The 25,048-nt window shown below is 67.0% G+C and carries 24 protein-coding genes; 22 read left to right on the top strand and 2 right to left on the bottom strand.

Annotation, left to right across the window (positions count from 1 at the left end; genetic code table 11):
* The 22 genes from FHT32_RS28570 (at nt 1) to FHT32_RS28675 (ending at nt 22,650) form a co-directional block, all read left to right on the top strand.
* Nucleotides 1-696, top strand: coding sequence for a transposase (locus FHT32_RS28570; protein WP_176667947.1), 696 nt, complete (start codon nt 1-3; stop codon nt 694-696).
* 186 nt (nt 697-882) lie between these two features.
* Entirely contained in the window at nt 883-5,649 is a 4,767-nt protein-coding gene (locus tag FHT32_RS28575) for a glutamate synthase-related protein (protein ID WP_176667948.1), read from the top strand.
* Between the two features lie 170 nt (nt 5,650-5,819).
* Nucleotides 5,820-7,298 carry a glutamate synthase subunit beta gene (locus FHT32_RS28580; protein ID WP_176667949.1) on the top strand — a complete coding sequence of 493 codons (1,479 nt, stop codon included), beginning with the start codon at nt 5,820-5,822 and terminating at the stop codon, nt 7,296-7,298.
* 163 nt (nt 7,299-7,461) lie between these two features.
* Nucleotides 7,462-8,292: an ABC transporter ATP-binding protein gene (locus tag FHT32_RS28585; RefSeq protein WP_176667950.1), complete on the top strand. Its 831-nt coding sequence runs from the start codon at nt 7,462-7,464 to the stop codon at nt 8,290-8,292.
* On the top strand, nt 8,289-9,071 hold the full coding sequence (mlaE, locus tag FHT32_RS28590; protein WP_093196380.1) for a lipid asymmetry maintenance ABC transporter permease subunit MlaE: 783 nt from the start codon (nt 8,289-8,291) through the stop codon (nt 9,069-9,071). The genes FHT32_RS28585 and mlaE overlap by 4 nt, the downstream gene beginning before the upstream one ends.
* 136 nt (nt 9,072-9,207) lie before the next feature.
* Nucleotides 9,208-9,696 (top strand): outer membrane lipid asymmetry maintenance protein MlaD, encoded by a 489-nt coding sequence (gene mlaD / locus FHT32_RS28595; RefSeq protein WP_093196378.1) that lies wholly within the window; start codon nt 9,208-9,210, stop codon nt 9,694-9,696.
* A 26-nt stretch (nt 9,697-9,722) separates the two neighbouring features.
* Entirely contained in the window at nt 9,723-10,457 is a 735-nt protein-coding gene (locus tag FHT32_RS28600) for a VacJ family lipoprotein (protein WP_176667951.1), read from the top strand.
* A gap of 161 nt (nt 10,458-10,618) precedes the next feature.
* On the top strand, nt 10,619-11,275 hold the full coding sequence (locus FHT32_RS28605; RefSeq protein WP_176667952.1) for a phospholipid-binding protein MlaC: 657 nt from the start codon (nt 10,619-10,621) through the stop codon (nt 11,273-11,275).
* Between the two features lie 16 nt (nt 11,276-11,291).
* A complete protein-coding gene (locus FHT32_RS28610; protein ID WP_126182675.1) occupies nt 11,292-11,567 on the top strand; it encodes a lipid asymmetry maintenance protein MlaB in 276 nt (91 codons plus the stop codon).
* Between the two features lie 86 nt (nt 11,568-11,653).
* Nucleotides 11,654-12,601: an ABC transporter ATP-binding protein gene (locus FHT32_RS28615; protein WP_019654414.1), complete on the top strand. Its 948-nt coding sequence runs from the start codon at nt 11,654-11,656 to the stop codon at nt 12,599-12,601.
* Nucleotides 12,598-13,362: an ABC transporter permease gene (locus FHT32_RS28620; RefSeq protein ID WP_176667953.1), complete on the top strand. Its 765-nt coding sequence runs from the start codon at nt 12,598-12,600 to the stop codon at nt 13,360-13,362. The genes FHT32_RS28615 and FHT32_RS28620 overlap by 4 nt, the downstream gene beginning before the upstream one ends.
* 21 nt (nt 13,363-13,383) lie before the next feature.
* Complete coding sequence (locus FHT32_RS28625) at nt 13,384-13,626, top strand: BolA family protein (RefSeq protein ID WP_019654412.1); 243 nt, start codon at nt 13,384-13,386, stop codon at nt 13,624-13,626.
* A 42-nt stretch (nt 13,627-13,668) separates the two neighbouring features.
* Nucleotides 13,669-14,973, top strand: coding sequence for a UDP-N-acetylglucosamine 1-carboxyvinyltransferase (murA, locus tag FHT32_RS28630; protein WP_176667954.1), 1,305 nt, complete (start codon nt 13,669-13,671; stop codon nt 14,971-14,973).
* The gene (gene hisG / locus FHT32_RS28635; RefSeq protein WP_019654410.1) at nt 14,970-15,611 is read left to right on the top strand and encodes an ATP phosphoribosyltransferase; all 642 of its coding nucleotides are present in this window, start codon (nt 14,970-14,972) and stop codon (nt 15,609-15,611) included. The genes murA and hisG overlap by 4 nt, the downstream gene beginning before the upstream one ends.
* Before the next feature lie 18 nt (nt 15,612-15,629).
* On the top strand, nt 15,630-17,000 hold the full coding sequence (gene hisD / locus FHT32_RS28640) for a histidinol dehydrogenase (protein WP_176667955.1): 1,371 nt from the start codon (nt 15,630-15,632) through the stop codon (nt 16,998-17,000).
* 38 nt (nt 17,001-17,038) lie between these two features.
* Complete coding sequence (locus FHT32_RS28645) at nt 17,039-17,902, top strand: hypothetical protein (RefSeq protein WP_176667956.1); 864 nt, start codon at nt 17,039-17,041, stop codon at nt 17,900-17,902.
* Nucleotides 17,903-17,907: 5 nt separating this feature from the next.
* On the top strand, nt 17,908-18,258 hold the full coding sequence (locus FHT32_RS28650; protein ID WP_256099205.1) for a hypothetical protein: 351 nt from the start codon (nt 17,908-17,910) through the stop codon (nt 18,256-18,258).
* Nucleotides 18,255-19,352, top strand: coding sequence for a histidinol-phosphate transaminase (gene hisC, locus FHT32_RS28655; RefSeq protein ID WP_176667958.1), 1,098 nt, complete (start codon nt 18,255-18,257; stop codon nt 19,350-19,352). Before FHT32_RS28650 ends, hisC begins: the two co-directional genes overlap by 4 nt.
* Nucleotides 19,349-19,975, top strand: a complete 627-nt coding sequence (gene hisB / locus FHT32_RS28660; RefSeq protein ID WP_176667959.1) for an imidazoleglycerol-phosphate dehydratase HisB — start codon at nt 19,349-19,351, stop codon at nt 19,973-19,975. The genes hisC and hisB overlap by 4 nt, the downstream gene beginning before the upstream one ends.
* A 19-nt stretch (nt 19,976-19,994) precedes the next feature.
* Nucleotides 19,995-20,654 carry an imidazole glycerol phosphate synthase subunit HisH gene (gene hisH / locus FHT32_RS28665; RefSeq protein ID WP_176667960.1) on the top strand — a complete coding sequence of 220 codons (660 nt, stop codon included), beginning with the start codon at nt 19,995-19,997 and terminating at the stop codon, nt 20,652-20,654.
* 63 nt (nt 20,655-20,717) lie between these two features.
* Complete coding sequence (hisA, locus tag FHT32_RS28670; protein ID WP_093196354.1) at nt 20,718-21,458, top strand: 1-(5-phosphoribosyl)-5-[(5-phosphoribosylamino)methylideneamino]imidazole-4-carboxamide isomerase; 741 nt, start codon at nt 20,718-20,720, stop codon at nt 21,456-21,458.
* Nucleotides 21,459-21,477: 19 nt separating this feature from the next.
* Nucleotides 21,478-22,650: an AAA family ATPase gene (locus tag FHT32_RS28675; RefSeq protein WP_176667961.1), complete on the top strand. Its 1,173-nt coding sequence runs from the start codon at nt 21,478-21,480 to the stop codon at nt 22,648-22,650.
* Between the two features lie 9 nt (nt 22,651-22,659).
* On the opposite strand, the gene FHT32_RS28680 is transcribed toward FHT32_RS28675, so the two are convergent.
* Both FHT32_RS28680 and FHT32_RS28685 read right to left on the bottom strand, forming a co-directional pair.
* Nucleotides 22,660-23,568 carry an amino acid ABC transporter substrate-binding protein gene (locus FHT32_RS28680; RefSeq protein ID WP_176668146.1) on the bottom strand — a complete coding sequence of 303 codons (909 nt, stop codon included), beginning with the start codon at nt 23,566-23,568 and terminating at the stop codon, nt 22,660-22,662.
* A 34-nt stretch (nt 23,569-23,602) separates the two neighbouring features.
* Nucleotides 23,603-24,907, bottom strand: a complete 1,305-nt coding sequence (locus tag FHT32_RS28685) for a dicarboxylate/amino acid:cation symporter (protein WP_176667962.1) — start codon at nt 24,905-24,907, stop codon at nt 23,603-23,605.
* Nucleotides 24,908-25,048: the final 141 nt, after the last annotated feature.

The following is a 25,048-nucleotide window of genomic DNA, read 5'->3' on the forward strand; positions in this document are numbered from 1 at the left end:
ATGGCCCGTCTTCCGCGCCTCACGCTGGCCGACATGCCGCACCACGTGATCCAGCGCGGCAACAACCGCCAGCCGATCTTCATGGACCGCGCGGACCACGAGAAGCTGCTCGCTCTGCTGGCGGAGAACGCCACGCGCTTCGGCGTCGCGGTGCATGCCTACGTGCTGATGGACAACCATTTCCACCTGCTGGCCACGCCGGACAGCACCACCGGCCTGCCGCAGCTCATGCAGTCGGTGGGGCGCAGCTACGTGCGCTACTTCAACGACCGCCATGGCCGCAGCGGCACGCTGTGGGAAGGGCGCTACAGGTCGACGCTGATCCAGACCGACCGCTACCTGCTGACCTGCATGGCCTACATCGACCTCAACCCGGTGCGGGCGGGCATGGTGGCCGACGCGCGCGACTTCCCGTGGTCCAGCCACGGCCACTACGCCGGCCTGCGGCACGACAAGCTGCTGACGCCGCATCCGCTGTATTGGGAACTCGGCAACACGCCGTTCGCGCGCGAGGCGGCGTATGTCGAACTGGTGCGCGCCGGGGTGCGCGCGGCCGATCAGAAGGCTCTGACCGAAGCCACCCTGCGGGGCTGGGCAGCCGGCGACGACGACTTTCTGGAAAGCCTGCAGAAGTCCACGGAGCGCCGCGTGGTCAAGGCAAAGGCCGGACGGCCGCCTTCGAACTCCCAGTCCTGATCCGGAAAAACAGTCTCCATGTGCTGCATGGGTTGATTCTTTTGCTCCTTATTTTGATGTGTCCCTGATTTTATTCCTATCGAAAAACTCAACATTTAAATGGAATCTGACCCCTATTAAAGTGTTTGGCATTCTTTGTGCAACGCAATATGCTCCGATTCCCTGCGAAAACTGAAGGAGCGCGCCATGACGACGGCTGCCGAGATCAAGCATCTCCAAGAACACGGTCTTTATTCCGCTGCCGACGAGCACGACGCCTGCGGCGTCGGCTTCGTTGCACACATCAAGGGCGAGAAAAGCCACGCCATCGTGCTGCAGGGCCTGAAGATCCTCGAAAACCTCGACCATCGCGGCGCAGTGGGCGCTGACAAGCTGATGGGCGACGGCGCCGGCATCCTGATCCAGCTGCCCGACCACCTCTACCGCGAGGAAATGGCCAAGCAGGGCGTCACGCTGCCCCCGCCGGGCGAATACGGCGTCGGCATGATCTTCCTGCCGAAGGAGCACGCCTCCCGCGAAGCCTGCGAGCAGGAGATGGAACGCGCCATCAAGGCCGAAGGCCAGGTGCTGCTCGGCTGGCGCGACGTGCCGGTCAACCGCGACATGCCCATGTCGCCCACCGTGCGCGAAAAGGAACCGCTGCTGCGCCAGGTCTTCATCGGCCGCGGCAACGACGTCATCGTGCAGGACGCGCTGGAACGCAAGCTCTACGTGATCCGCAAGACCGCCAGCGCCAACATCCAGCGCCTGAAGCTCAAGCACAGCAAGGAATACTACGTTCCCAGCATGTCGAGCCGCACCGTGGTCTACAAGGGCCTGCTGCTGGCCGATCAGGTCGGTACCTACTACCTCGACCTGCAGGACAAGCGCTGCGTCTCGGCCCTGGGCCTGGTGCACCAGCGCTTCTCGACCAACACCTTCCCCGAGTGGCCGCTGGCCCACCCGTACCGCTACGTCGCCCACAACGGCGAAATCAACACGGTCAAGGGCAACTACAACTGGATGAAGGCGCGCGAAGGCGTGATGTCGTCGCCCGTGCTGGGCGCCGACCTGCAGAAGCTCTACCCGATCAGCTTCGCCGGCCAATCCGACACCGCCACCTTCGACAACTGCCTCGAGCTGCTGACGATGGCCGGCTACCCCATCAGCCAGGCCGTGATGATGATGATTCCCGAACCCTGGGAACAGCACGCCACCATGGACCCGCGCCGCCGCGCGTTCTATGAGTACCACGCCGCCATGCTCGAACCGTGGGACGGCCCGGCCTCCATCGTGTTCACCGACGGCCGCCAGATCGGCGCCACGCTCGACCGCAACGGCCTGCGCCCCTCGCGCTACTGCGTGACCGACGACGACCTGGTCATCATGGCCTCCGAATCGGGCGTTCTGCCCGTGCCCGAGCAGAAGATCGTGCGCAAGTGGCGCCTGCAGCCCGGCAAGATGTTCCTGATCGACCTGGAGCAGGGCCGCCTGATCGACGACGAGGAGGTCAAGGCCAACCTCGCCAACAGCAAGCCCTACAAGCAGTGGATCGAGAACCTGCGCATCAAGCTCGACAGCGTGAAGGCGGAGGCCGCCGAGGCGGTCAAGGCACCGCTGTCGCAGGTGCCGCTGCTCGACCGCCAGCAGGCCTTCGGCTACACGCAGGAAGACATCAAGTTCCTGATGAGCCCGATGGCGCAAGCTGGTGAAGAAGGCATCGGCTCCATGGGCAACGACAGCCCGCTGGCCGTGCTCTCGAGCAAGAACAAGCCGCTGTACAACTACTTCAAGCAGCTGTTCGCGCAGGTCACGAACCCGCCGATCGACCCGATCCGCGAAGCGATCGTGATGTCGCTGGTGTCCTTCATCGGCCCCAAGCCGAACCTGCTTGACATCAACCAGGTCAACCCGCCGATGCGGCTCGAAGTGAGCCAGCCGATCCTCGACTTCGACGACATGGCGAAGCTGCGCGACATCGGCAAGTACACGCAGGGCAAGTTCAAGAGCTACGTGCTCGACATCACCTACCCGCTCGCCTGGGGCGACGAGGGCGTCGAGGCCAAACTGGCCTCGCTGTGCGCCGAGGCTGTGGACGCCATCAAGGGTGGCAACAACATCCTGATCGTGAGCGACCGCGGCGTGAGCCCCACGCAGGTGGCCATTCCCGCCGTGCTGGCGCTGTCGGCCGTGCACCAGTACCTGGTGCGCGAGGGCCTGCGCACCACGGCCGGCCTGGTGGTCGAGACCGGTTCGGCGCGCGAGGTGCATCACTTCGGCGTGCTGGCGGGCTACGGCGCGGAAGCCGTGCACCCCTACCTCGCCATGGAAACGCTGGTGGCCATGCACGCCGACCTGCCCGGCGAGCTGAGCGCCGAGAAGGCGGTCTACAACTACGTCAAGGCCATCGGCAAGGGTCTGTCGAAGATCATGTCGAAGATGGGCGTCAGCACCTACATGAGCTATTGCGGCGCGCAGCTGTTCGAGGCCATCGGCCTGAACAGCGAGACGGTGAACAAGTACTTCACCGGCACCGCCAGCCGCGTGGAAGGCATCGGCGTCTTCGAGATCGCCGAGGAAGCCATCCGCATGCACAAGGCTGCCTTCGGCAACGACCCGGTGCTCGCCAACATGCTCGACGCCGGCGGCGAATACGCCTGGCGTACGCGCGGCGAGGAGCACATGTGGACGCCCGACGCCATCGCCAAGCTGCAGCACAGCACGCGCTCCAACAACTGGAACACGTACAAGGAATACGCGCAGCTCATCAACGACCAGAACCGTCGCCACCTCACGCTGCGCGGCCTGTTCGAGTTCAAGATCGACCCGGCCAAGGCCATTCCGGTGGACGAGGTCGAGCCCGCGGCCGAGATCGTCAAGCGCTTTGCCACCGGCGCGATGTCGCTGGGTTCCATCAGCACCGAGGCGCACTCGGTGCTGGCCGTGGCCATGAACCGCATCGGCGGCAAGAGCAACACCGGCGAAGGCGGTGAAGACCCCGCGCGCTACCGCAACGAGCTCAAGGGCATCCCGATCAAGCAGGGCGACACGCTGCGCAGCATCGTCGGCGCCGAGAACGTCGAGGTCGACCTTCCGCTGAAGGACGGCGACTCCCTGCGTTCGCGCATCAAGCAGGTCGCGTCGGGCCGCTTCGGCGTCACGGCCGAGTACCTGCACTCGGCCGACCAGATCCAGATCAAGATGGCGCAGGGCGCCAAGCCCGGCGAGGGCGGTCAGCTGCCGGGCGGCAAGGTCACGCAGTACATCGGCAAGCAGCGCTATGCCGTGCCGGGCGTGGGCCTCATCAGCCCCCCGCCGCACCACGACATCTACTCGATCGAAGACCTGGCGCAGCTGATCCACGACCTGAAGAACACCGCCCCGCACGCCAGCATCAGCGTGAAGCTGGTGAGCGAGATCGGTGTGGGCACGATCGCTGCAGGCGTCGCCAAGTGCAAGAGCGACCACGTCGTGATCGCCGGCCATGACGGCGGCACGGGCGCCTCGCCCTGGTCGTCGATCAAGCATGCGGGCAGCCCGTGGGAGATCGGCCTGGCCGAGACGCAGCAGACGCTGGTGCTCAACCGCCTGCGCAGCCGCATCCGCGTGCAGGCCGACGGCCAGATGAAGACCGGCCGCGACGTCGCCATCGGCGCGCTGCTGGGCGCCGACGAGTTCGGCTTTGCCACGGCGCCGCTGGTGGTCGAGGGCTGCATCATGATGCGCAAGTGCCACCTGAACACCTGCCCGGTGGGCGTGGCCACGCAGGACCCGGTGCTGCGCAAGAAGTTCTCTGGCAAGCCCGAGCACGTCGTCAACTACTTCTTCTTCGTCGCGGAAGAAGTGCGCCAGATCATGGCCCAGCTGGGCATCCGCAAGTTCGACGACCTGATCGGCCGCGCCGACCTGCTCGACATGCGCAAGGGCATCGAGCACTGGAAGGCTGCCGGCCTGGACTTCAGCCGTCTGTTCGCGCTGCCGAACGTGCCGGCCGAGGTGCCGCGCTTCCATGTCGAGAACCAGGACCACGGCCTCGACAAGGCGCTTGACGTCAAGCTCATCGAGAAGTCGCGTCCCGCCATCGACAAGGGCGAGAAGGTGCAGTTCATCGAGGTGGCGCGCAACGTCAACCGTTCGGTGGGCGCGATGCTCTCGGGCGCGCTGACCAAGGTGCATCCGCAGGGCCTGCCCGACGACTCGATCCGCATCCAGCTCGAAGGCACGGGCGGCCAGTCGTTCGGCGCCTTCCTGGCGCGAGGCATCACGCTGTACCTGATCGGCGACGCCAACGACTACACCGGCAAGGGCCTCTCGGGCGGCCGCGTGGTGGTTCGCCCCAGCCTCGACTTCCGCGGCGAAGCGGCGCGCAACACCATCGTCGGCAACACCGCGCTGTACGGCGCGACCACCGGCGAGGCCTACCTGTGCGGCGTGGCCGGCGAACGCTTCGCGGTGCGCCTGTCGGGCGCCACGGCGGTCATCGAAGGCACCGGCGACCACGGCTGCGAATACATGACCGGCGGCACGGTGGCGGTGCTGGGCAAGACCGGCCGCAACTTCGCCGCGGGCATGAGCGGCGGCGTCGCCTTCGTCTACGACGAGGACGGCCAGTTCGCATCGCGCTGCAACCTGTCGATGGTCTCGCTCGAAAAGGTGCTGACTTCGGCCGAGCAGACCGCCAGCGTGCACCGCAAGATCTGGCACGGCGGCGAGACCGACGAGGCCCAACTGAAGAAGCTGCTCGAGGAGCACCACCGCTGGACCGGCAGCAAGCGCGCGCGCGAGCTGCTCGACAACTGGTCCGTGTCGCGCACGAAGTTCGTGAAGGTCTTCCCCAACGAATACAAGCGCGCGCTCGCCGAGTTGCACGACCGCAAGGTCGAGCTCACGAGCAGCGGCAACAACGCGCACATCGGCCTGGAGCCGCACGCGCTGGCCGCCCCCGCACCGCAGTCGGCTCCCGCCGCCGCTTGAAGATCAACCAACACAACGAGCCCCCGCATCGCATGCAGCGCGTGAAACTGTCTCGACCCCTTCGGGGAACACCGCGGAACCGGCTTTGCCGGGCCGCCGGTGTTGCCCCCTCGAGGGGGGAGGCGGCTACACGCAGTGAGCAAGCGACGGGGGTGTGAAAAGGAACCACGATGGGAAAGATCACCGGCTTCATGGAGCATGAGCGCATCGAAGAGGGCTACAAGCCCGTCGACGAACGCGTCAAGCACTACAAGGAATTCGTCGTCGGCCTGAACACCGAACAGGCCAAGGTGCAGGGCGCGCGCTGCATGGACTGCGGCACGCCGTTCTGCAACAGCGGCTGCCCGGTCAACAACATCATTCCGGACTTCAACGACCTCGTGTACCGCAACGACTGGCAGAACGCCTTCGCGGTGCTCGACTCGACCAACAACTTCCCCGAGTTCACCGGCCGCATCTGCCCCGCGCCCTGCGAGGCAGCCTGCGTGCTCAACGTGAACGACGACGCTGTCGGCATCAAGTCGCTGGAGCACGCGATCATCGACCGCGCCTGGGACGAAGGCTGGGTGGCGCCGCGCGTCGCCAAGCACAAGACCGGCAAGAAGGTGGCGGTGGTGGGTTCGGGCCCGGCCGGCATGGCGGCGGCCCAGCAGCTGGCACGCGCCGGCCACGACGTGACGCTCTTCGAGAAGAACGACCGCATCGGCGGCCTGCTGCGCTACGGCATTCCCGACTTCAAGATGGAGAAGTCGCACATCGACCGCCGCGTCGAGCAGATGAAGGCCGAAGGCGTGGTGTTCCGCACCGGCGTGATCGTCGGCGCCGCGAAGGATCCGCTGGGCAAGGGCTCCAAGGTCACGAACCTGGCCAAGGAAACCGTCACGCCCGAGCAGCTGCAGAAAGAATTCGATGCCGTGCTGCTCACCGGCGGCGCCGAGCAGTCGCGCGACCTGCCCGTGCCCGGGCGCGACCTCGACGGCATCCACTTCGCGATGGAGTTCCTGCCGCAGCAGAACCGCGTCAACGCGGGCGATAAGGTCAAGGGACAGCTGCGCGCCGACGGCAAGCACGTGATCGTCATCGGCGGTGGCGACACCGGCTCCGACTGCGTGGGCACCAGCAACCGCCACGGCGCCGTCAGCGTCACGCAGTTCGAGCTGATGCCGCAGCCGCCCGAGGAAGAGAACCGCCCGCTGACTTGGCCCTACTGGCCGATCAAGCTGCGCACCAGCTCCAGCCATGAAGAGGGCTGCGAGCGCGAGTTCGCGATCTCCACCAAGGAGTTCATCGGCGAAAAGGGCAAGGTCACCGGCCTGAAGACCGTTCGCGTCGAGTGGAAGGACGGCAGGATGCAGGAAGTGCCCGGCAGCGAACAGGTGCTCAAGGCCGACTTGGTGCTGCTCGCCATGGGTTTCGTGAGCCCGGTGGCCAACGTGCTCGACGCCTTCGGCGTGGAGAAGGACGCACGCGGCAACGCCCGCGCAACGGTCGATTTCATCGGCGGCTATGCAACCAACGTTCCGAAGGTCTTTGCCGCGGGCGACATCCGCCGCGGACAGTCGCTGGTGGTGTGGGCGATTCGCGAAGGCCGCCAGGCCGCGCGATCGGTGGACGAATTCCTGATGGGTTTCAGCGACCTGCCTCGCTGATCCGCGCGGATCGCGTTCGGCGAGAGCGAGTTCCTGACGAGGGTCTGACGGCCGCCGCGCTGAATTTTGTTTCAGTTTCGCGGGGGCGGCCACGGCCCCGTTATCATCCGCGTCAAACCGCATGCCGGGATGCTTGAAAGAGCGCCCCGGCATTTTTATTGAGATGGACCCAGCCGCACCACTGCCACATCCCTTCGTAGAGTTTCGCGACGTCAGATTCGGCTATGGCGCACGCGCCATCCTCGACGGCGTTTCGTTCGCCGTGCCGCGCGGCAAGGTGACGGCGCTGATGGGCGCCTCCGGCGGCGGCAAGACCACGGTGCTGCGCCTGATCGGCGGGCAGCAGAAGGCGCAGCGCGGCGAGGTGCTCTTCGACGGCAGCGATGTCGGCAAGATGGATGCGAGCACCCTCTACGCAGCGCGGCGGCGCATGGGCATGCTGTTCCAGTTCGGTGCGCTCTTCACCGACATGAGCGTGTTCGACAACGTGGCGTTCCCGCTGCGCGAGCACACGCAGCTTTCCGAGGCACTGGTGCGCGACGTGGTGCTCATGAAGCTCGACGCCGTCGGCCTGCGCGGCGCGCGCGACCTGATGCCCAGCGAGGTGTCGGGCGGCATGGCGCGGCGCGTGGCGCTGGCGCGTGCCATTGCGCTCGACCCTGACCTCGTGATGTACGACGAGCCCTTCGCCGGCCTCGACCCGATCTCGCTCGGCACGGCCGCGCGCCTGATCCGCCAGCTCAACGACGCGCTCGGGCTCACCAGCATCATCGTGTCGCACGACCTGGAGGAAACCTTCCGCATCGCCGATCACGTGATCATCCTGGCCAACGGCGGCATCGCCGCGCAGGGCACGCCCGCCGAGGTGCGCGAAAGCGCCGATCCGCTGGTTCATCAGTTCGTCAATGCGCTGCCCGACGGGCCGGTGCATTTCCATTACCCGGGCGTCAGCATCGAGGACGACTTCGGCAACGTCGAAGGAGGGCGCTCATGACCTGGTGGAAGCCATCCGACGCCGGCTTTGCCACGCGCCGCCACCTGGCCAACCTGGGCTACGGCGCGAAGCTCTTCATGCGGCTGGTCGGTCCGGGCGCGCGGATCATGCGCCGCTTCGGGCTGGTGCGCGACCAGATCCATTTCCTGGGCAACTACTCGCTGGCGATCATCGGCGTGTCGGGCCTGTTCGTGGGCTTCGTGCTCGGGCTGCAGATGTACTACGCGCTGCAGCGGTATGGCTCCTCGGAAGCGCTCGGCCTGCTGGTCGCGCTGAGCCTGGTGCGCGAGCTCGGCCCGGTGGTGGCGGCATTGCTTTTCACCGGCCGCGCCGGCACTTCGCTGACGGCCGAGATCGGCCTCATGAAGGCCGACGAGCAACTGAGCGCCATGGAGATGATGGCGATCGACCCGGTGCAGCGCGTGCTCGCGCCGCGCTTCTGGGCCGGCGTCATCACCATGCCGCTGCTGGCGGCCGTGTTCAGCGCGGTCGGCATCCTGGGCGGCTACGTGGTGGGCGTGATGATGCTGGGCGTGGACCCGGGCGCGTTCTGGGGTCAGATGCAGGGCGGCGTCGACGTGTGGCGCGACGTCGGCAACGGCGTCATCAAGAGCATCGTCTTCGGCTTCACCGTGACCTTCATCGCGCTGCTGCAGGGCTACGAGGCCCAGCCCACGCCCGAGGGCGTGTCGCGCGCGACCACGCGGACCGTGGTGTCGGCGTCGCTGGCGGTGCTGGGGCTGGACTTCCTGCTCACCGCCATGATGTTCAGCATATGACCAGGCACACCCCCAGGCTTGCCCACTTCGTGTGGCCGCCAACCCCCTTGCAGGGGGCAACACCTGCAGCCCGGCAAAGCCGGTTCTGCGGTGTTCCCCGAATGAGCCAAACCGCTGGAATTTAGGAAGAGTCGATATGCAACGTTCCAACAACGACATCTGGGTCGGCCTGTTCGTCCTGATCGGCGCTGCTGCGCTGCTGTTCCTCGCGCTGCAGTCGGCCAACCTGCTGAGCCTGAACTTCCAGAAGACCTATTCGGTCACGGCGCGCTTCGACAACATCGGCGGCCTGAAGCCGCAGACCGCGGTGAAGAGCGCCGGCGTGGTGGTCGGCCGTGTGGAATCCATCTCCTTCAACGACAAGACCTTTCAGGCAGACGTCACGCTGGCTTTGCAAAACCGTTACAGTTTTCCCAAGGACAGCTCGCTCAAGATCCTGACCAGTGGCTTGCTCGGCGAGCAGTACATCGGAATCGAGGCGGGCGCCGAGGACAAGAACCTGCAAGCCGGCGACACCATCACCGCGACCCAGTCGGCCGTGGTGCTGGAAAACCTGATCAGCCAGTTCCTGTACAGCAAGGCGGCGGAGGGAAATTCCACGTCTGGAACAGCCAACAAGAAATGAAAACACGATCTTCTTTGTCTTTTGCTATGAATAACGTAGCAAATTGCGCCCGCTGGATTGGCGCCGGCGCAGTACTCGCCCTGGCCGCCGGTTGCGCGACCGGCCCCAGCGCCAATCCCGCCGACCCCTTCGAGCCGTTCAACCGCGGCGTCTCGCGCTTCAACGACGCCGTCGACGATGCCGTGCTGGTCCCCGCGGCCACGGCTTACCAGAACGCGCTGCCCTCCATGGTGCGCACCGGCGTGAACAACTTCTTCAGCAACATCGGCGACGTCTGGAATCTGGCCAACAACGTGGCCCAGCTCAAGCTGCAGAACAGTGCCGAGACCTTCATGCGGCTGAACGTCAACACCATCTTCGGCCTCGGCGGCGTGCTGGACGTGGCAACCGAGGCGGGCATCCCCCGTCACGAGGAAGACTTCGGCCAGACCCTGGGCTACTGGGGCGTGGGCTCCGGCCCGTACGTGGTGCTGCCGCTGCTGGGCTCCTCCACGCTGCGCGACACCGCCGCCAAGCCGCTCGATATGTGGGGCGACCCGCTGGGCCATGTGGAAGACATCCCCTGGCGCAATTCGCTGACGGTGCTGCGCGTCGTCGACACGCGCTCGCAGTACCTGCGTGCGAGCCGCCTGCTCGGCGACGCGGCGCTCGACAAGTATTCGTTCACGCGCGATGCGTACCTGCAGCGCCGCCGCAGCCAGGTCTACGACGGCAACCCGCCCGACGACGGCGGCGGCATGGACAAGGGCGCCGACAAATAATAAAGACCACGCAGGGAGGGCAGGCCGCTTGCATCCGGTTGCAAGGCTTCACCTCCCGGACAGGAACCCCGTCGGCCCGGTGGGGCTCGAATCCGTTCCTGTCTCAGCAGCCGGTTTTTCCGGGTGCCTGCGGATTTTCAAACTTGAATGAGGGACTCTCCATGAACAACAAGACCCTGCAACGTCGCGATCTCGGTCGCCTGGCTCTGGCCGGCGCACTGCTGTTCAGTGCCGCCGTTGCCTTCGTCCAGCCCGCGCGTGCCGCCGACGAGGCGCCCGATGCACTGGTCAAGCGCCTGTCGACCGACGTGCTCGAAACGATCAAGGCCGACTCGTCCATCAAGTCGGGCGACGTCAACAAGATCATGGTGCTGGTCGACAGCAAGATCATGCCGAACGTCAACTTCCAGCGCATGACCGCCTCGGCCGTCGGCCCGGCCTGGCGTACCGCCACTCCCGAGCAGCAGAAGCGCCTGCAGGACGAGTTCAAGGCTCTGCTGGTTCGCACCTACGCCGGCGCGCTCGACCAGGTGACCGACCAGACCGTCACCGTGCGTCCGTTCCGCGGTTCGCCCGACGACAAGGACGTGCTGGTGCGCACCGAGGTCAAGGGCCGCGGCGATCCGGTCCAGCTCGACTACCGCCTCGAGAAGACCCCCGGCCAGGGCGCCGGCTGGAAGGTCTACAACCTGAACGTGCTGGGCGTCTGGCTGGTCGATACCTACCGCACCCAGTTCGCGCAGGAAATCAACAAGAGCGGCATCGACGGCCTGATCGCCGCGCTGGCCGCGCGCAACAAGGGCAACGGCAAGGGCTGAGCCGGAGCCGCGCGCAATGCTGGTCCTGCCCGCCCGACTGACCCATGACGAGGCCCCCGCCTGCATGCGCATGCTGCAGCAGGGACTCAAGGGCCAGGCCGACTCGTCGTCGACCGTGGTCGACGCTACGGCGCTGACCCATTTCGACTCCTCGGCGCTGGCCGTGCTGCTCGAATGCCGGCGCGAATCGAGCGCACTGGGGCGTGGGTTCTCCGTCAAGGGGCTCTCGCCCCGGCTGCGCGAACTGGCGGCCCTGTACGGCATTGCCGGCCTGCTGCCCGCCGCGCCCTGACCCGTTGGCCGCGGCTGGGGCCGCATGAGGGTATCGGGCCGCTGCAAGGCAGCTTGTAGAGCGGCACCTTAAAATCGCGGGCTCCCATGCCCGCGATCTCATTCCAGTCGGTCTCCAAGACCTATCCCCCTTCCAGACAGCAGAAAGCCCAGGGCAAGTCCGGGCTCAAGGCGGTCGATGAGGTCAGCTTCCAGATCGAGGAGGGCGAGTTCTTCGGCCTGCTCGGCCCGAACGGCGCGGGAAAGACCACCCTGATCAGCATGCTCGCCGGCCTTTCGCGGCCCACGGCGGGCGCCATCAGCGTCCATGGATTCGACGTGCAGCGCGAGTACGCGCAGGCGCGCCGGCAGCTCGGCATCGTGCCGCAGGAGCTGGTGTTCGACCCCTTCTTCAACGTGCGCGAGTCGCTGCGCATCCAGTCGGGCTACTTCGGCATCACCAACAACGAGGCCTGGATCGACGAGCTGCTGCAGAGCCTGGGCCTGGCCGACAAGGCCACGGCCAACATGCGCCAGCTCTCGGGCGGCATGAAGCGCCGCGTGCTGGTGGCGCAGGCACTGGTGCACAAGCCGCCGGTGATCGTGCTCGACGAGCCCACCGCCGGCGTCGACGTCGAGCTGCGCCAGACGCTCTGGCAGTTCGTCGCCAGACTCAACAAGCAGGGCAGCACCGTGCTGCTCACCACCCATTACCTCGAAGAGGCCGAGGCGCTGTGCAGCCGCATCGCGATGCTCAAGCTCGGCAAGGTGATCGCGCTCGACCGCACCAGCGAGCTGCTGAAATCGGCCGCGAGCAACGTGCTGCGCTTCAAGACCGACGCCATGCTGCCCTGGGCGATCGCGCAGCACGCGCGCATCACCGGGCGCATCGTGCAGCTGCCGGCGCAGAACGCCCATGAAGTCGAACAACTGCTGGCCGCCATTCGCGAAGCCGGCGTCACGGTGGAAGACGTGGAAATGCGCAAGGCCGACCTGGAAGACGTGTTCATCGACCTGATGGCCGGCGAGCAGACTCCGCTGGAGGTGGCGCGATGATCGCCGTCACCGGTTGGCGCGCGCTGCTCTACAAGGAGACGCTGCGCTTCTGGAAGGTCGGCTTCCAGACCGTGGGTGCGCCGGTGCTCACCGCGCTGCTGTACCTGATGGTGTTCGGCCACGTGCTCGAAGACCACGTGAAGGTCTACGGCACCGTCGGCTACACCGCCTTCCTCGTTCCGGGCCTGGTGATGATGAGCGTGCTGCAGAACGCCTTCGCCAACAGCTCGTCGTCCATCATCCAGAGCAAGATCATGGGCAACCTGGTCTTCGTGCTGCTCACGCCGCTGTCGCACTGGGGCTGGTTCTTCGCCTACGTGGGCTCCTCGGTCATCCGCGGGCTGGCCGTGGGGCTGGGCGTGTTCGTGGTGACGGTGCTGTTCGCACAGCCGAGCTTCGTCGCGCCGGTGTGGATCCTGGTGTTCGCGCTGCTGGGTTCGGCCATGCTGGGCACGCTGGGGCTCATTGCCGGGCTCTGGGCCGAGAAGTTCGACCAGATGGCGGTGTTCCAGAACTTCCTGATCATGCCCATGACCTTCCTGTCGGGCGTGTTCTATTCGATCGGCTCGCTGCCGCCGTTCTGGCAGAGCGTCAGCCACCTGAACCCGTTCTTCTACATGATCGACGGTTTCCGCTACGGCTTCTTCGGCGTGAGCGACGCCTCGCCCTGGCTCAGCCTGGGTATCGTCGGCACCGCGTGGCTGGTGGTGAGCGCCATTGCCATCCATCTTCTCCGCATCGGCTACAAAATTAGAGGCTGAACGCCTCCTTCCACGATCCCCATGACCGCTGACCAGCTCCAAGCCATCATCACCGCCCACCTGCCGTGCGAGCACATCTCGCTGGAGGGCGATGGCCGACATTGGTACGCGACCATCGTCTCGGCCGAATTCGAGGGCAAGCGCTCGATCCAGCGCCACCAGCGGGTCTACGCCACCCTGGGTGCGAAAATGCACACCGACGAGGTGCATGCGCTTTCGATGAAGACATACACGCCGGCCGAATGGGCGGCGGTGGAAAAATAACTCCCCGGCCCCAGGCGGCCTCCTGATTTCGCTGGAACTTCGATGGACAAACTTCTGATTCGCGGCGGGCGAGAGCTCCGCGGCGAAGTACTCATTTCCGGCGCCAAGAACGCAGCGCTGCCCGAACTGTGCGCGGCCCTGCTGACCGACCAGCCCGTGGTGCTGCACAACGTGCCGCGCCTGCAGGACGTGTCGACCATGCTCAAGCTGGTGCGCAACATGGGCGTTTCGGCCGAGCGCGACGCCAACGAGAAAGATGGCGGCACGGTGCGGCTCAATGCGGCCGAACTCACCAAGCCGGAGGCGCCCTACGAGCTGGTCAAGACCATGCGCGCCTCCGTGCTGGCGCTGGGCCCGCTGCTGGCGCGCTTCGGCCATGCCAAGGTTTCGCTGCCCGGCGGCTGTGCCATCGGCTCGCGGCCGGTCGACCAGCACATCAAGGGCCTGCAGGCCATGGGCGCCGAGATCGTGGTTGACCACGGCTACATGGTCGCGCGCCTGCCGGCCGGGCGCACGCGGCTGAAGGGCGCGCGCATCCTGACCGACATGGTCACCGTCACCGGCACCGAGAACTTCCTCATGGCCGCCGCGCTGGCCGAGGGCGAGACGCTGCTGGAGAACGCCGCGCAGGAGCCCGAGATCGTCGACCTGGCCGAGATGCTGATCCGCATGGGCGCCAAGATCGAAGGCCACGGCACCAGCCACATCCGCATCCAGGGCGTCGAGAAGCTGCACGGCTGCGAACACGCCGTGGTGGCCGACCGCATCGAGGCCGGCACCTTCATGTGCGCCGTGGCGGCTACGGGCGGCGAGGCCTTCCTGCGCCACGCGCGCGGCGACCATCTGGACGCGGTGATCGACAAGCTGCGCGACGCCGGCTGCAAGGTCACGTCCGAGAAGGACGGCGTGCGCATCGCCTCCAGGGGCCCGGCCTACGAGCACCTGAAGGCGCAGAGCTTCAGCACCACCGAATACCCGGGCTTCCCGACCGACATGCAGGCCCAGTTCATGGCGCTGAACGTGATCGCGCGCGGCGCCTCGATGGTCACGGAGACCATCTTCGAGAACCGCTTCATGCACGTGAACGAGATGGTGCGCCTGGGCGCCCACATCCACGTCGAAGGCAAGGTGGCGATGGTCGAGGGCGTGCAGCAGCTCTCGGGCGCCACCGTGATGGCCACCGACCTTCGCGCGTCCGCCAGCCTCGTCATCGCCGGCCTCGTGGCCGAGGGCGAGACGCTGGTCGACCGCATCTACCACCTCGACCGGGGCTACGACCGCATGGAAGCCAAACTGCGCGGCCTCGGCGCCGACATCGAACGACTGACCGGAGCCGCAGCCGCATGATTACTTTGGCGCTTTCCAAAGGCCGCATCTTCGAGGAGACGATGCCCCTGCTGGCCGCCGCCGGCATCGAGGTCACCGAAGACCCCGAGAAGTCGCGCAAGCTCATCCTCGGCACCACCCGTCCCGACGTGCGCGTGGTGCTGGTGCGCGCCTCCGACGTGCCGACCTACGTGCAGTACGGCGGCGCCGACCTCGGCGTGACCGGCCTCGACGTTTTGCTCGAGCACGGCAACCAGGGCCTCTACCAGCCGCTCGATTTGCGCATCGCCGCCTGCCGCCTGAGCGTGGCCGTGCGCGCCGACTACGACTACGCCTCGGCCGTGAAGCAGGGCTCGCGCCTGCGCGTGGCCACCAAGTACGTGGGCCTGGCGCGCGACTTCTTCGCCAGCAAGGGCGTGCACGTCGACCTGATCAAGCTCTACGGCAGCATGGAGCTGGCGCCGCTCACGGGCCTTGCCGACGCCATCGTCGACCTGGTCTCCACCGGCAACACGCTCAAGGCCAACCACCTCGTCGAGGTGGAGCGCATCATGGACATCAGCGCCCGCCTGGTGGTGAACCAGGCCGCGCTGAAGCTCAAGCGCGAGCCGATCCGCCACATCATCGACGCCTTCGCGACCGCAATTCCTTCCGCCTGAAACCTTCCGTTCCGTCCCATGACCTCGAAAGCAGCCCCCCTCCGCCTGTCCACGACTTCAGCCAGCTTCGATGCTGAATTCAAGGCGCGGCTGCATTGGTCGGCGGACGCCGACGCGGCCATCGAGAAGGTGGTGGCGGACATCCTCGCCGATGTGCAAAAACGCGGCGACGAGGCGGTGCTCGAATACACCCGCCGCTTCGACGGCCTCGGCGCAGCCGCCATGTCCGAGCTCGAACTGACGCAGGCCGATTTCAAGGAAGCCTTCGATTCGCTGCCCGCCGCACAGCGCGATGCGCTGCAGGCCGCCGCTGATCGCGTGCGCAGCTATCACGAGGCCCAGAAGAAGGCCTGCGGCGAGAGCTGGAGCTACCGCGACGCGGACGGCACGCTGCTGGGCCAGAAGGTCACGCCGCTCGACCGCGTGGGCATCTACGTGCCGGGCGGCAAGGCGGCCTATCCGTCGAGCCTGCTGATGAATGCGATCCCGGCCCACGTGGCCGGCGTCGGCGAAATCATCATGGTGGTCCCGACGCCCGTGAAGGGCAGCGTGGCGACGGGCGGCGCGGGCGGGCAGTCGTCCACGAAGGGCGAGCGCAATGTGCTGGTGCTTGCCGCCGCCTACGTGGCCGGCGTGACCCGCGCGTTCACCATCGGCGGCGCCCAGGCCGTGGCCGCGCTGGCCTACGGCACCGCCACCATCCCCGCCGTCGACAAGATCACCGGCCCCGGCAACGCCTACGTGGCCGCCGCCAAGCGCCGCGTGTTCGGCACCGTGGGCATCGACATGATTGCGGGCCCCAGCGAGATCCTGGTGCTGGCCGACGGCTCCACGCCGCCCGAGTGGGTGGCGATGGACCTGTTCAGCCAGGCCGAGCACGACGAGCTGGCCCAGAGCATCCTGCTGTGCCCCGACGCCGCCTACATCGACCGCGTGCAGGCCGAGATCGACCGCCTGCTGCCCACGATGCCGCGCGCGGAGATCATCGCCGCCTCGCTCAACGGCCGCGGCGCGCTGATCCACACGAGGAGCATGGAAGAGGCCTGCGAGATCAGCAACCGCATCGCCCCCGAGCACCTGGAGGTGAGCAGCAGCGAGCCGAACCGCTGGGAGCCGCTGCTGCGCCACGCCGGCGCGATCTTCCTGGGCGCCTTCACCAGCGAGAGCCTGGGCGACTACTGCGCGGGACCGAACCACGTGCTACCCACCAGCGGCACGGCGCGCTTCTCGAGCCCGCTGGGTGTGTACGACTTCCAGAAGCGCTCCAGCCTGATCGAGGTCAGCGACGCCGGTGCCCAGGTGCTGGGCCCCATCGCCGTGACGCTGGCCGAGGGCGAAGGCCTGCAGGCGCACGCAGAAGCCGCGCGGATGCGGCTGCGTAAGATCTGAAGTCCAACAACAACCCGCATGCGGGAGGAGCACGCCTGATGATCGATCGTCCTTTCGGTTCGCATTTCACCGGTTTCGTCGGTTTCTTCGGTTCGCGCCTGTTCAGGTTCGCCGCCACGGCCATCGCCGGTGCCGCGCTGCTGGCGGCCTGCAGCCAGATGCCGCAGGCACCGCGCGAATCGGTGGCCGCCACGGCTACGCCCAGCGCCGCACCCGCGGCGCCCGCGCCGCAGCTCGGCACGCAGTGGGGCGAGGGCATCGAGTCGAAGACCCGCACGGTCGTCACCAAGCGCCTTTCCGACCGGCCCGACGACGTGGCCTCGCTGGGCTACAACGAAGCTTCCGCCGTGCGCCGCGCGGTGGGCGGCAACCCCGAGCGGCGCCTGAGCCTGATGCTGGCCGACGGCGATGTCGAATGGTCGGTGCTCGACGAGGACGGCCGGCCGCTGCCGCTGCAGCGCGCCCGCCGCGGTGCCGGTGGCGACGACATGTTCCGCCTGGCCGGCGTCGAGGGGGCGCGCTACACGCTGCGTTTTCGCAACCTGAGCGAGCGCAGCTATGAAGTGATCGCCACGGTCGACGGCCTGGACGTGCTCAGCGGCAAGCCCGGCAGCCTGCGCAACGGCGGCTACGTGCTGCAGCCGCTGCAGTCGCTGACCGTCGAGGGCTTCCGCAAGAGCCAGAACGAGGTGGCGGCCTTCCGCTTCTCCGCGCCCGGCCGCGCCTATGCCGCGAACACCGAGGCCGGCGACGTGCGCAACATCGGCGTGATCGGCGCCGCGCTGTTCGAACTCGAGGAGCGCAACGCGCCCCGCCGCCAGCGCCGCGACGCCGCGCCGCAGCAGCCCAGCGCCTTCCCCGCCGACGGTGCCTACGCGCCGCCGCCGCGCTACCGCAAGTGATGTCCATGAAGCGTGCCGCCTTCCTGCTGTTCGCGCTGGCGGCGGCCGCTACCGGCGCGCAGGCCATGAGCATCCGCGAACTGCGCACGCTCGAGGCCGGCGAGAAGGACGGCAAGGCCTACGCCAGCTACTACCTCGTCGGCGTGCTCGAAGGCTTGCGCGAAGGCGTCGAGGCCTCGCAGCGCAACGGGCAGAAGCCCCTGTTCTGCGTCGAGGGCCGCCGCCTCGAGCCCTCCATGGCGCGCTCGCTCTATCAAACGGAGCTGAGCCGCAATTCCGACAGTTACGAAGCCGACATGCCCGTGCAACTGGTCATGATCGGCGCCCTCCGAAACAGCTACCGCTGCACCCGATGACCGCACCTGCCTCCGACTCCGCCCGCCCTTCGCTCGAACGCATCCGAGACGACGTGCGCTCCATGCATGGCTACGCGGTGCAGGACGCCACCGGCTTCATCAAGCTCGACGCGATGGAGAACCCCTTCGGCCTGCCGCCGGCGCTGCAGGCCGAACTCGGCGCACGGCTCGGTGCGCTGGCGCTCAACCGCTATCCAGGCGAGCGAGGCGCCGACCTGCGCCGCGCGCTGGCCGCGCATGCGCAGATGCCCGAGGGCTTCGAGCTGATGCTGGGCAACGGCTCGGACGAGCTGATCTCGCTGCTGGCCATCGCCTGCGACAAGCCCGGCGCCACGGTGCTGGCGCCGGTGCCGGGCTTCGTCATGTACGCCATGAGCGCGAAGCTGCAGGGGCTGAAGTTCGTCGGCGTGCCGCTCACGGCCGACTTCGAGCTCGACGAGGCCGCCATGCTGGCCGCCATCGAGCGCGAGAAGCCGGCCATCGTCTATCTCGCGTACCCCAATAACCCCACGGCCAACCTCTGGAACGACGCGGTGCTCGAGCGCATCGTCGAGGCCCAGGGCGCGCAGGGCGGCCTGGTCGCCATCGACGAGGCCTACCAGCCCTTCGCCGCGCGCAGCTACATCGACCGCCTCGCGAAGCACGGCCACGTGCTGCTGATGCGCACGCTCAGCAAGTTCGGCCTGGCCGGCATCCGCCTGGGCTACCTGATGGGCCCGGCCGCGCTGGTCGCCGAGATCGACAAGGTGCGACCGCCCTACAACGTGAGCGTGCTCAACTGCGAGTGCGCGCTCTTCGCGCTGGAGCACGCCGACGTGTTCGAGGCGCAGGCCCGCCAGATCCGCGAGGAGCGCGAGCGCCTGATGATGGGCCTGGGCCGCCTGCCCGGCGTGAAGATCTGGCCGAGCGACGCCAACATGATCCTGCTGCGCGTACCCGATGCCGCCAAGACCTTCGCGGGCATGAAGGCGCACGGGGTGCTGGTGAAGAACGTTTCTAAAATGCACGAACTGCTCGCAAACTGCCTGCGCCTGACCGTCGGAACGGCCGACGAGAATGCGCGGATGCTCGCGGCACTCGAAGCCTCACTATGACCACCCCCACCACCACGGCCCTCGCGGGTGCCGCCGATCGCATCGCGACGGTCACCCGCAACACCGCCGAGACGAAGATCACCGTCAGCGTCAACCTCGACGGCACCGGCAAGGCCAAGCTCTCCACCGGCATCGGCTTCTTCGACCACATGCTCGACCAGATCGCCCGCCACGGGCTGATCGACCTCGAGATCGACTGCCAGGGCGACCTGCACATCGACGGCCACCACACGGTGGAAGACGTCGGCATCACGCTGGGCCAGGCCGTGGCCAAGGCCGTGGGCGACAAGAAGGGCATCCGCCGCTACGGCCACGCCTACGTGCCGCTCGACGAAGCCCTGAGCCGCGTCGTCATCGACTTCTCGGGCCGCCCGGGCCTGGTGATGCACGTGCCCTTCACCAGCGGAATGATCGGCGCCTTCGACAGCCAGCTCACCTACGAGTTCTTCCAGGGCTTCGTGAACCACGCCTTCGTCACGCTGCACATCGACAACCTCAAGGGCGTCAACGCGCACCACCAGTGCGAAACGGTGTTCAAGGCCTTCGCGCGCGCCTTGCGCGGCGCTCTCGAACTCGATCCGCGCTCGGCGGGGGTGATCCCTTCGACCAAGGGCTCGCTCTGAGGACGGCGGCCTGAAAGCTATGAAATCTGTAGCAGCAAACACCGTCGCGGTCGTCGACTACGGCATGGGCAACCTGCACTCCGTGTCGCAGGCCGTGCGCCATGCGGCCGACCAGGTCGGCGTGGAGGTGTTCGTCACTTCCGACCCGGACGTGGTCCGCAAGGCCACCCGCGTGGTTCTGCCGGGGCAGGGCGCGATGCCCGACTGCATGCGCGAGCTGCGCGACTCCGGCCTGCAGGAATCGGTGCTTGAGGCGGCGGCGAGCAAGCCGCTCTTCGGCGTGTGCGTGGGCATGCAGATGATGCTGTCGCGCAGCGACGAGGGCCCGACCGACGGCCTCGGGCTCATTCCCGGCGAGGTGGTCAAGTTCGATCTGGCCGGCCGCCTGCAGCCCGACGGCAGCCGCTTCAAGGTGCCGCAGATGGGCTGGAACCAGGTTCGGCAGGCCCAGCCGCACGCGGTGTGGGCGGGGGTGCCCGACCTGAGCTATTTCTATTTCGTGCACAGCTTCTTTGCCCGTCCGGCCGACCCCAAACACAGTGTGGGCGAGGCGGAATACGGCGCGAGCTTTACCGCGGCCATCGCACGCGATAACATTTTTGCAACCCAGTTCCACCCGGAGAAGAGTGCGGACCATGGGTTGCAGCTCTATCGCAATTTCCTCCACTGGAAACCCTGAACCTATTTTTCCGACCGGGCCGAACCTCTCACAGCCCGGTTTCCGCACACTCGCGTCACTTCCATGCTCCTCATTCCCGCCATTGATCTCAAAGACGGCCACTGCGTTCGCCTCAAGCAGGGCGACATGGATCAGTCCACCATCTTCAGCGAAGACCCCGCCGCCATGGCGCGCAAGTGGGTCGACGCCGGCGCGAGGCGGCTGCACCTGGTCGACCTGAACGGCGCCTTCGCCGGCAAGCCGCAGAACCACGCGGCGATCAAGGCGATCCTGAAGGAGGTGGGCGACGACATTCCGGTGCAGCTCGGCGGCGGCATCCGCGACCTCGACACCATCGAGCGCTACATCGACGACGGCCTGCGCTACGTGATCATCGGCACCGCCGCGGTCAAGAACCCCGGCTTCCTGAAGGACGCCTGCAGCGCCTTCGGCGGCCACATCATCGTGGGCCTGGACGCCAAGGACGGCAAGGTCGCCACCGACGGCTGGAGCAAGCTCACGGGCCACGAGGTGGCCGACCTGGGCAAGAAGTTCGAGGACTACGGCGTCGAGTCGATCATCTACACCGACATCGGCCGCGACGGCATGCTCTCGGGCATCAACATCGAGGCCACCGTCAAGCTGGCCCAGGCGCTGACCATCCCGGTGATCGCCTCGGGCGGCCTTTCGAACATGGCCGACATCGACCAGCTCTGCGCGGTCGAGTCCGACGGCGTCGAGGGCGTGATCTGCGGCCGCGCCATCTACTCGGGCGACCTCGACTTCGCCGCCGCGCAGGCCCGCGCGGACGAACTGGCCGCCTGACGCTCCCGCTGCGCAGCGCGTGCTCTCCGCGCTCGCCATCGCCAACTACCGATCGCTGCGGCAGCTGACAGTGCCGCTGGGGCGGCTCACGGTCGTGACCGGGCCCAACGGCAGCGGCAAGTCGAGCGTGTACCGCGCGATGCGCCTGCTGGCCGACATCGCCAACGGCGGCGTGATCCGCTCGCTGGTGCGCGAGGGCGGGCTTTCATCCACCCTGTGGGCCGGTCCCGAGCGTTTCTCGGCCGCCATGCTGCGCGGCGACGTGCCGGTGCAGGGCACCACGCGCAGCGAGCCCGTGGCGCTCAAGCTGGGCTTTGCCGGTGCCGAGGCGGAAGACTTCGGCTACGCCATCGACATCGGCCTGCCGCCGCCCGTTCCCCCCACCGCCTTTTCGCACGACCCGCAGATCAAGCACGAGGCCATCTGGAGCGGCCCGCTGCTGCGGCCGTCCACGCAGCTGGTCGACCGCAAGGGCGCGGCCCTGCGGCTGCGCGAGGGCAAGGTCTGGCAGGCCGTCGGCCGGCCGATTCCCGCCTTCGCCAGCATGATGACCGAGCACGCCGACCCGCGCGACGCGCCCGAGATGCTCACGCTGCGCGAGCAGATGCGCTCCTGGCGCTTCTACGACCACTTCCGCTCCGACGCCGAGGCGCCTGCGCGCCAGCCGCAGCTGGGCACCTACACGCCGGTGCTGGCCAACGACGGCGCCGACCTGGCCGCCGCGCTGCAGACCATCCGGGAGATCGGCGACGGCGAAGCGCTCGACCGCGCCGTGGACGACGCCTTTCCCGGTGCACGCGTCGAAGTCCAGGCGGCCGGCGACCGCTTCGAGACGCTGATGCACCAGCACGGCCTGCTGAGGCCTCTGACGGCCGCCGAGCTCTCCGACGGCACTTTGCGCTACCTGCTGTGGATCGCTGCGCTGCTCACGCCGCGCCCGCCCGCGCTGCTGGTGCTCAACGAGCCCGAAACCAGCCTGCACCCCGACCTGCTGCCCGCGCTGGGCCGCCTCATCGCCCAGGCCGCGCGGCATTCGCAGGTGATCGTGGTGTCGCACGCGGCGCGGCTCATTTCGGCGCTGGACGACAGCGACGGCATGCAGCCGGTGGTGCTGGAGAAGCGCTTCGGCGAGACCCGCATCGCGAACCTCGACATGAGCGAGATTCCGCGATGGGAGTGGCCCGCAAGATAGCGAGCCTGGCTACTCGGCCTTCACCGACATCGTCTGGATGATGGTCTCCAGCTGGGCGCTCATCGGCAGGTTGATGCTTTCCCCCGACGGCAGCTTGCGCAGGAACCAGCGCTTGTACTGGCGCTCGATCTCGCCGTCCTCCGCCAGCACCTGGAAGGTGTCGACGACCACCTTGTTGAGCTGCGGATCGCCCTTGCGGTACATGATCCCGTAGGGGTCGTAGGAGAGGAAGTCGCCGACCACCTCGTAGTCGGCCTTGGCTGCGTCCTTGGCGATCAGGCCGTAGAGCAGCACGTCGTCGGTGGCGAAGGCGTCGGCCTGGCCGCTCTTCACGAGCCCGAACGACTCCGCATGGTCGCGTGTCACCTGCAGGTCGATGTTCAGCTTGAACTTCTGCGAGAGCTCGCGCAGCGTCTTCTCGTTGGTGGTGCCCGCGGTCACGGCCACCTTTCGGTTGGCGAGGTCGCGGAAGGACTTGATCGGCGAGCCCTTCTTCACCAGCACCTTGGTGCCGGAGACGAACATCGTGGGCGAGAAGCTCACGCGCTTCTGGCGCTCGAGGTTGTTGGTGGTGGAGCCGCACTCCAGGTCGACCTTGCCGCTCACGACTGCGTCGATGCGCGAATCGGAAGTGACGGGCACCCACTTGATCGTGAGGCTCCTGTTCACCGCGTCCTCGATGGCCGTCACCAGCGCGCGGCACAGCTCAATTGAGTAGCCGATGGGCTCGTTGCGCGCATTGAGGTACGAGAACGGCACCGACGACTCGCGGTAGCCGATGGCGATGGTGCCGCTCTCGCGGGCCTTGGCCAGCGTGCCGGTGAGTTCCTGCGCCTGGGCCGGACCTGCCGGCAGGACCGCGAGGACCACGGCCGCCAGCAGCGCGGCGAAGAGGGAGGGGAAAGCGGATGGCAGCATGCCGATGCGCTTCATGGCGTTTCTTCGCTTCCGCTCAGGCGTGCGCCGGGTGGGCGAGGGTGGCGTTGGCCTCCTCGTCGAGCGCCTTGGCGTTGACTTCGGCGTCGCTCTCGGAAAGCAGCTCGCCCTCCCACTTGGCCACCACCGCCGTGGCGATGGAATTGCCCACCGCGTTGGTGGCCGAGCGGCCCATGTCGAGGAAGGTGTCCACGCCCAGGATCAGCAGCAGGCCGGCTTCGGGAATGTCGAAGTGGTTCAGCGTGGCTGCAATCACCACCAGCGAGGCGCGCGGCACGCCGGCCATGCCCTTGGAGGTGAGCATGAGGATCAGCAGCATCGTGATCTGCGTGCTGATCGGCATGTGGATGTTGTAGGCCTGCGCGATGAAGAGCACGGCGAAGGTGCAGTACATCATCGAGCCGTCGAGGTTGAACGAATAGCCCATCGGCATCACGAAGCTGGAGATCTTGCGCTTCACGCCGAAACGGTCGAGCGCCTGCAGGATCTTCGGATAAGCAGCTTCCGAACTGGCCGTGGCGAACGACAGCAGGAAGGCCTCCTTGATGAGCACCAGCAGCTTGAACACGCGCGGGCCGAGGAACAGGAAGCCCGCCAGGATCAGCACGCCCCACAGCACGAACAGGCCCAGGTAGAAGTCGCCCATGAACACCGCGAACTTCAGCAGAATGCCCAGGCCGTTGACGGCCACGGTGGCGGCCATGGCGGCCAGCACGGCGAGCGGCGCGAGCTTCATCACGTAGCCGGTGATCTTGAGCATCGCGTGCGAGAGCTCCTCGATGGCGGCGACCAGCGTCTTCGCCTTGTCGCCCAGCGAGGCCAGTGCCACGCCGAAGAACATCGAGAACACCACGATCTGCAGGATCTCGTTGTTGGCCATGGCCTCCACGAAGGACTTGGGCACCGTGTGGCTCACGAAATCCTTCAGCGTGAATTTCGAGGTGGCCAGGTTGGCCGAGGCGCCGATGTCGGGCAATGGCAGCCCGAGGTTCTCGCCGGGCTTGAGCAGGTTGGCCATGACCAGGCCGATGACCAGCGAGATCAGCGACGCGGTGAGGAACCAGCCGATGGCCTTGCCGAACACGCGGCCCACCGACTTGGCGTCGCCCATGTGCGCGATGCCCACCACCAGCGTGGAGAACACCAGCGGGCCGATCAGCATCTTGATGAGGCGCAGGAAGACGTCCGAGACGATGGAGACGTAGTCTGCGATTTCCTTGGCGGCTTTCTTGTCCGGAAAGCTGGTGAAGATCATGTAGCCGACGATGATGCCCAGCACCATCGCGATCAGGATCCATGCGGCCATCGGCAGCTTCTTCATTCGTATCCCCTTTTGTCGTGTGAGAGTGATTCTTTCGGGTACGCGGGACCGAGTTGCACCTTGTCTCCCGATGCAAGCCGCCACAGGGTATCCAAGAAGGCCCCGGCCGCGCAATGGCCCGGGATGCCAGTTCCGTGCCAC

The organism is Variovorax sp. SG517 (genome assembly GCF_013376045.1).
Taxonomy (GTDB): Bacteria; Pseudomonadota; Gammaproteobacteria; order Burkholderiales; family Burkholderiaceae_C; genus Variovorax.

Excerpts from the sequence above, each read along its gene's own strand:
- FHT32_RS28570 (WP_176667947.1), top strand. The coding sequence starts at position 1 with ATGGCCCGTCTTCCGCGCCTCACGCTGGCCGACATGCCGCACCACGTG.
- FHT32_RS28575 (WP_176667948.1), top strand. The coding sequence starts at position 883 with ATGACGACGGCTGCCGAGATCAAGCATCTCCAAGAACACGGTCTTTAT.
- FHT32_RS28580 (WP_176667949.1), top strand. The coding sequence starts at position 5,820 with ATGGGAAAGATCACCGGCTTCATGGAGCATGAGCGCATCGAAGAGGGC.
- FHT32_RS28585 (WP_176667950.1), top strand. The coding sequence starts at position 7,462 with ATGGACCCAGCCGCACCACTGCCACATCCCTTCGTAGAGTTTCGCGAC.
- mlaE (WP_093196380.1), top strand. The coding sequence starts at position 8,289 with ATGACCTGGTGGAAGCCATCCGACGCCGGCTTTGCCACGCGCCGCCAC.
- mlaD (WP_093196378.1), top strand. The coding sequence starts at position 9,208 with ATGCAACGTTCCAACAACGACATCTGGGTCGGCCTGTTCGTCCTGATC.
- FHT32_RS28600 (WP_176667951.1), top strand. The coding sequence starts at position 9,723 with ATGAATAACGTAGCAAATTGCGCCCGCTGGATTGGCGCCGGCGCAGTA.
- FHT32_RS28605 (WP_176667952.1), top strand. The coding sequence starts at position 10,619 with ATGAACAACAAGACCCTGCAACGTCGCGATCTCGGTCGCCTGGCTCTG.
- FHT32_RS28610 (WP_126182675.1), top strand. The coding sequence starts at position 11,292 with ATGCTGGTCCTGCCCGCCCGACTGACCCATGACGAGGCCCCCGCCTGC.
- FHT32_RS28615 (WP_019654414.1), top strand. The coding sequence starts at position 11,654 with ATGCCCGCGATCTCATTCCAGTCGGTCTCCAAGACCTATCCCCCTTCC.
- FHT32_RS28620 (WP_176667953.1), top strand. The coding sequence starts at position 12,598 with ATGATCGCCGTCACCGGTTGGCGCGCGCTGCTCTACAAGGAGACGCTG.
- FHT32_RS28625 (WP_019654412.1), top strand. The coding sequence starts at position 13,384 with ATGACCGCTGACCAGCTCCAAGCCATCATCACCGCCCACCTGCCGTGC.
- murA (WP_176667954.1), top strand. The coding sequence starts at position 13,669 with ATGGACAAACTTCTGATTCGCGGCGGGCGAGAGCTCCGCGGCGAAGTA.
- hisG (WP_019654410.1), top strand. The coding sequence starts at position 14,970 with ATGATTACTTTGGCGCTTTCCAAAGGCCGCATCTTCGAGGAGACGATG.
- hisD (WP_176667955.1), top strand. The coding sequence starts at position 15,630 with ATGACCTCGAAAGCAGCCCCCCTCCGCCTGTCCACGACTTCAGCCAGC.
- FHT32_RS28645 (WP_176667956.1), top strand. The coding sequence starts at position 17,039 with ATGATCGATCGTCCTTTCGGTTCGCATTTCACCGGTTTCGTCGGTTTC.
- FHT32_RS28650 (WP_256099205.1), top strand. The coding sequence starts at position 17,908 with ATGAAGCGTGCCGCCTTCCTGCTGTTCGCGCTGGCGGCGGCCGCTACC.
- hisC (WP_176667958.1), top strand. The coding sequence starts at position 18,255 with ATGACCGCACCTGCCTCCGACTCCGCCCGCCCTTCGCTCGAACGCATC.
- hisB (WP_176667959.1), top strand. The coding sequence starts at position 19,349 with ATGACCACCCCCACCACCACGGCCCTCGCGGGTGCCGCCGATCGCATC.
- hisH (WP_176667960.1), top strand. The coding sequence starts at position 19,995 with ATGAAATCTGTAGCAGCAAACACCGTCGCGGTCGTCGACTACGGCATG.
- hisA (WP_093196354.1), top strand. The coding sequence starts at position 20,718 with ATGCTCCTCATTCCCGCCATTGATCTCAAAGACGGCCACTGCGTTCGC.
- FHT32_RS28680 (WP_176668146.1), bottom strand. The coding sequence starts at position 23,568 with ATGCTGCCATCCGCTTTCCCCTCCCTCTTCGCCGCGCTGCTGGCGGCC.
- FHT32_RS28685 (WP_176667962.1), bottom strand. The coding sequence starts at position 24,907 with ATGAAGAAGCTGCCGATGGCCGCATGGATCCTGATCGCGATGGTGCTG.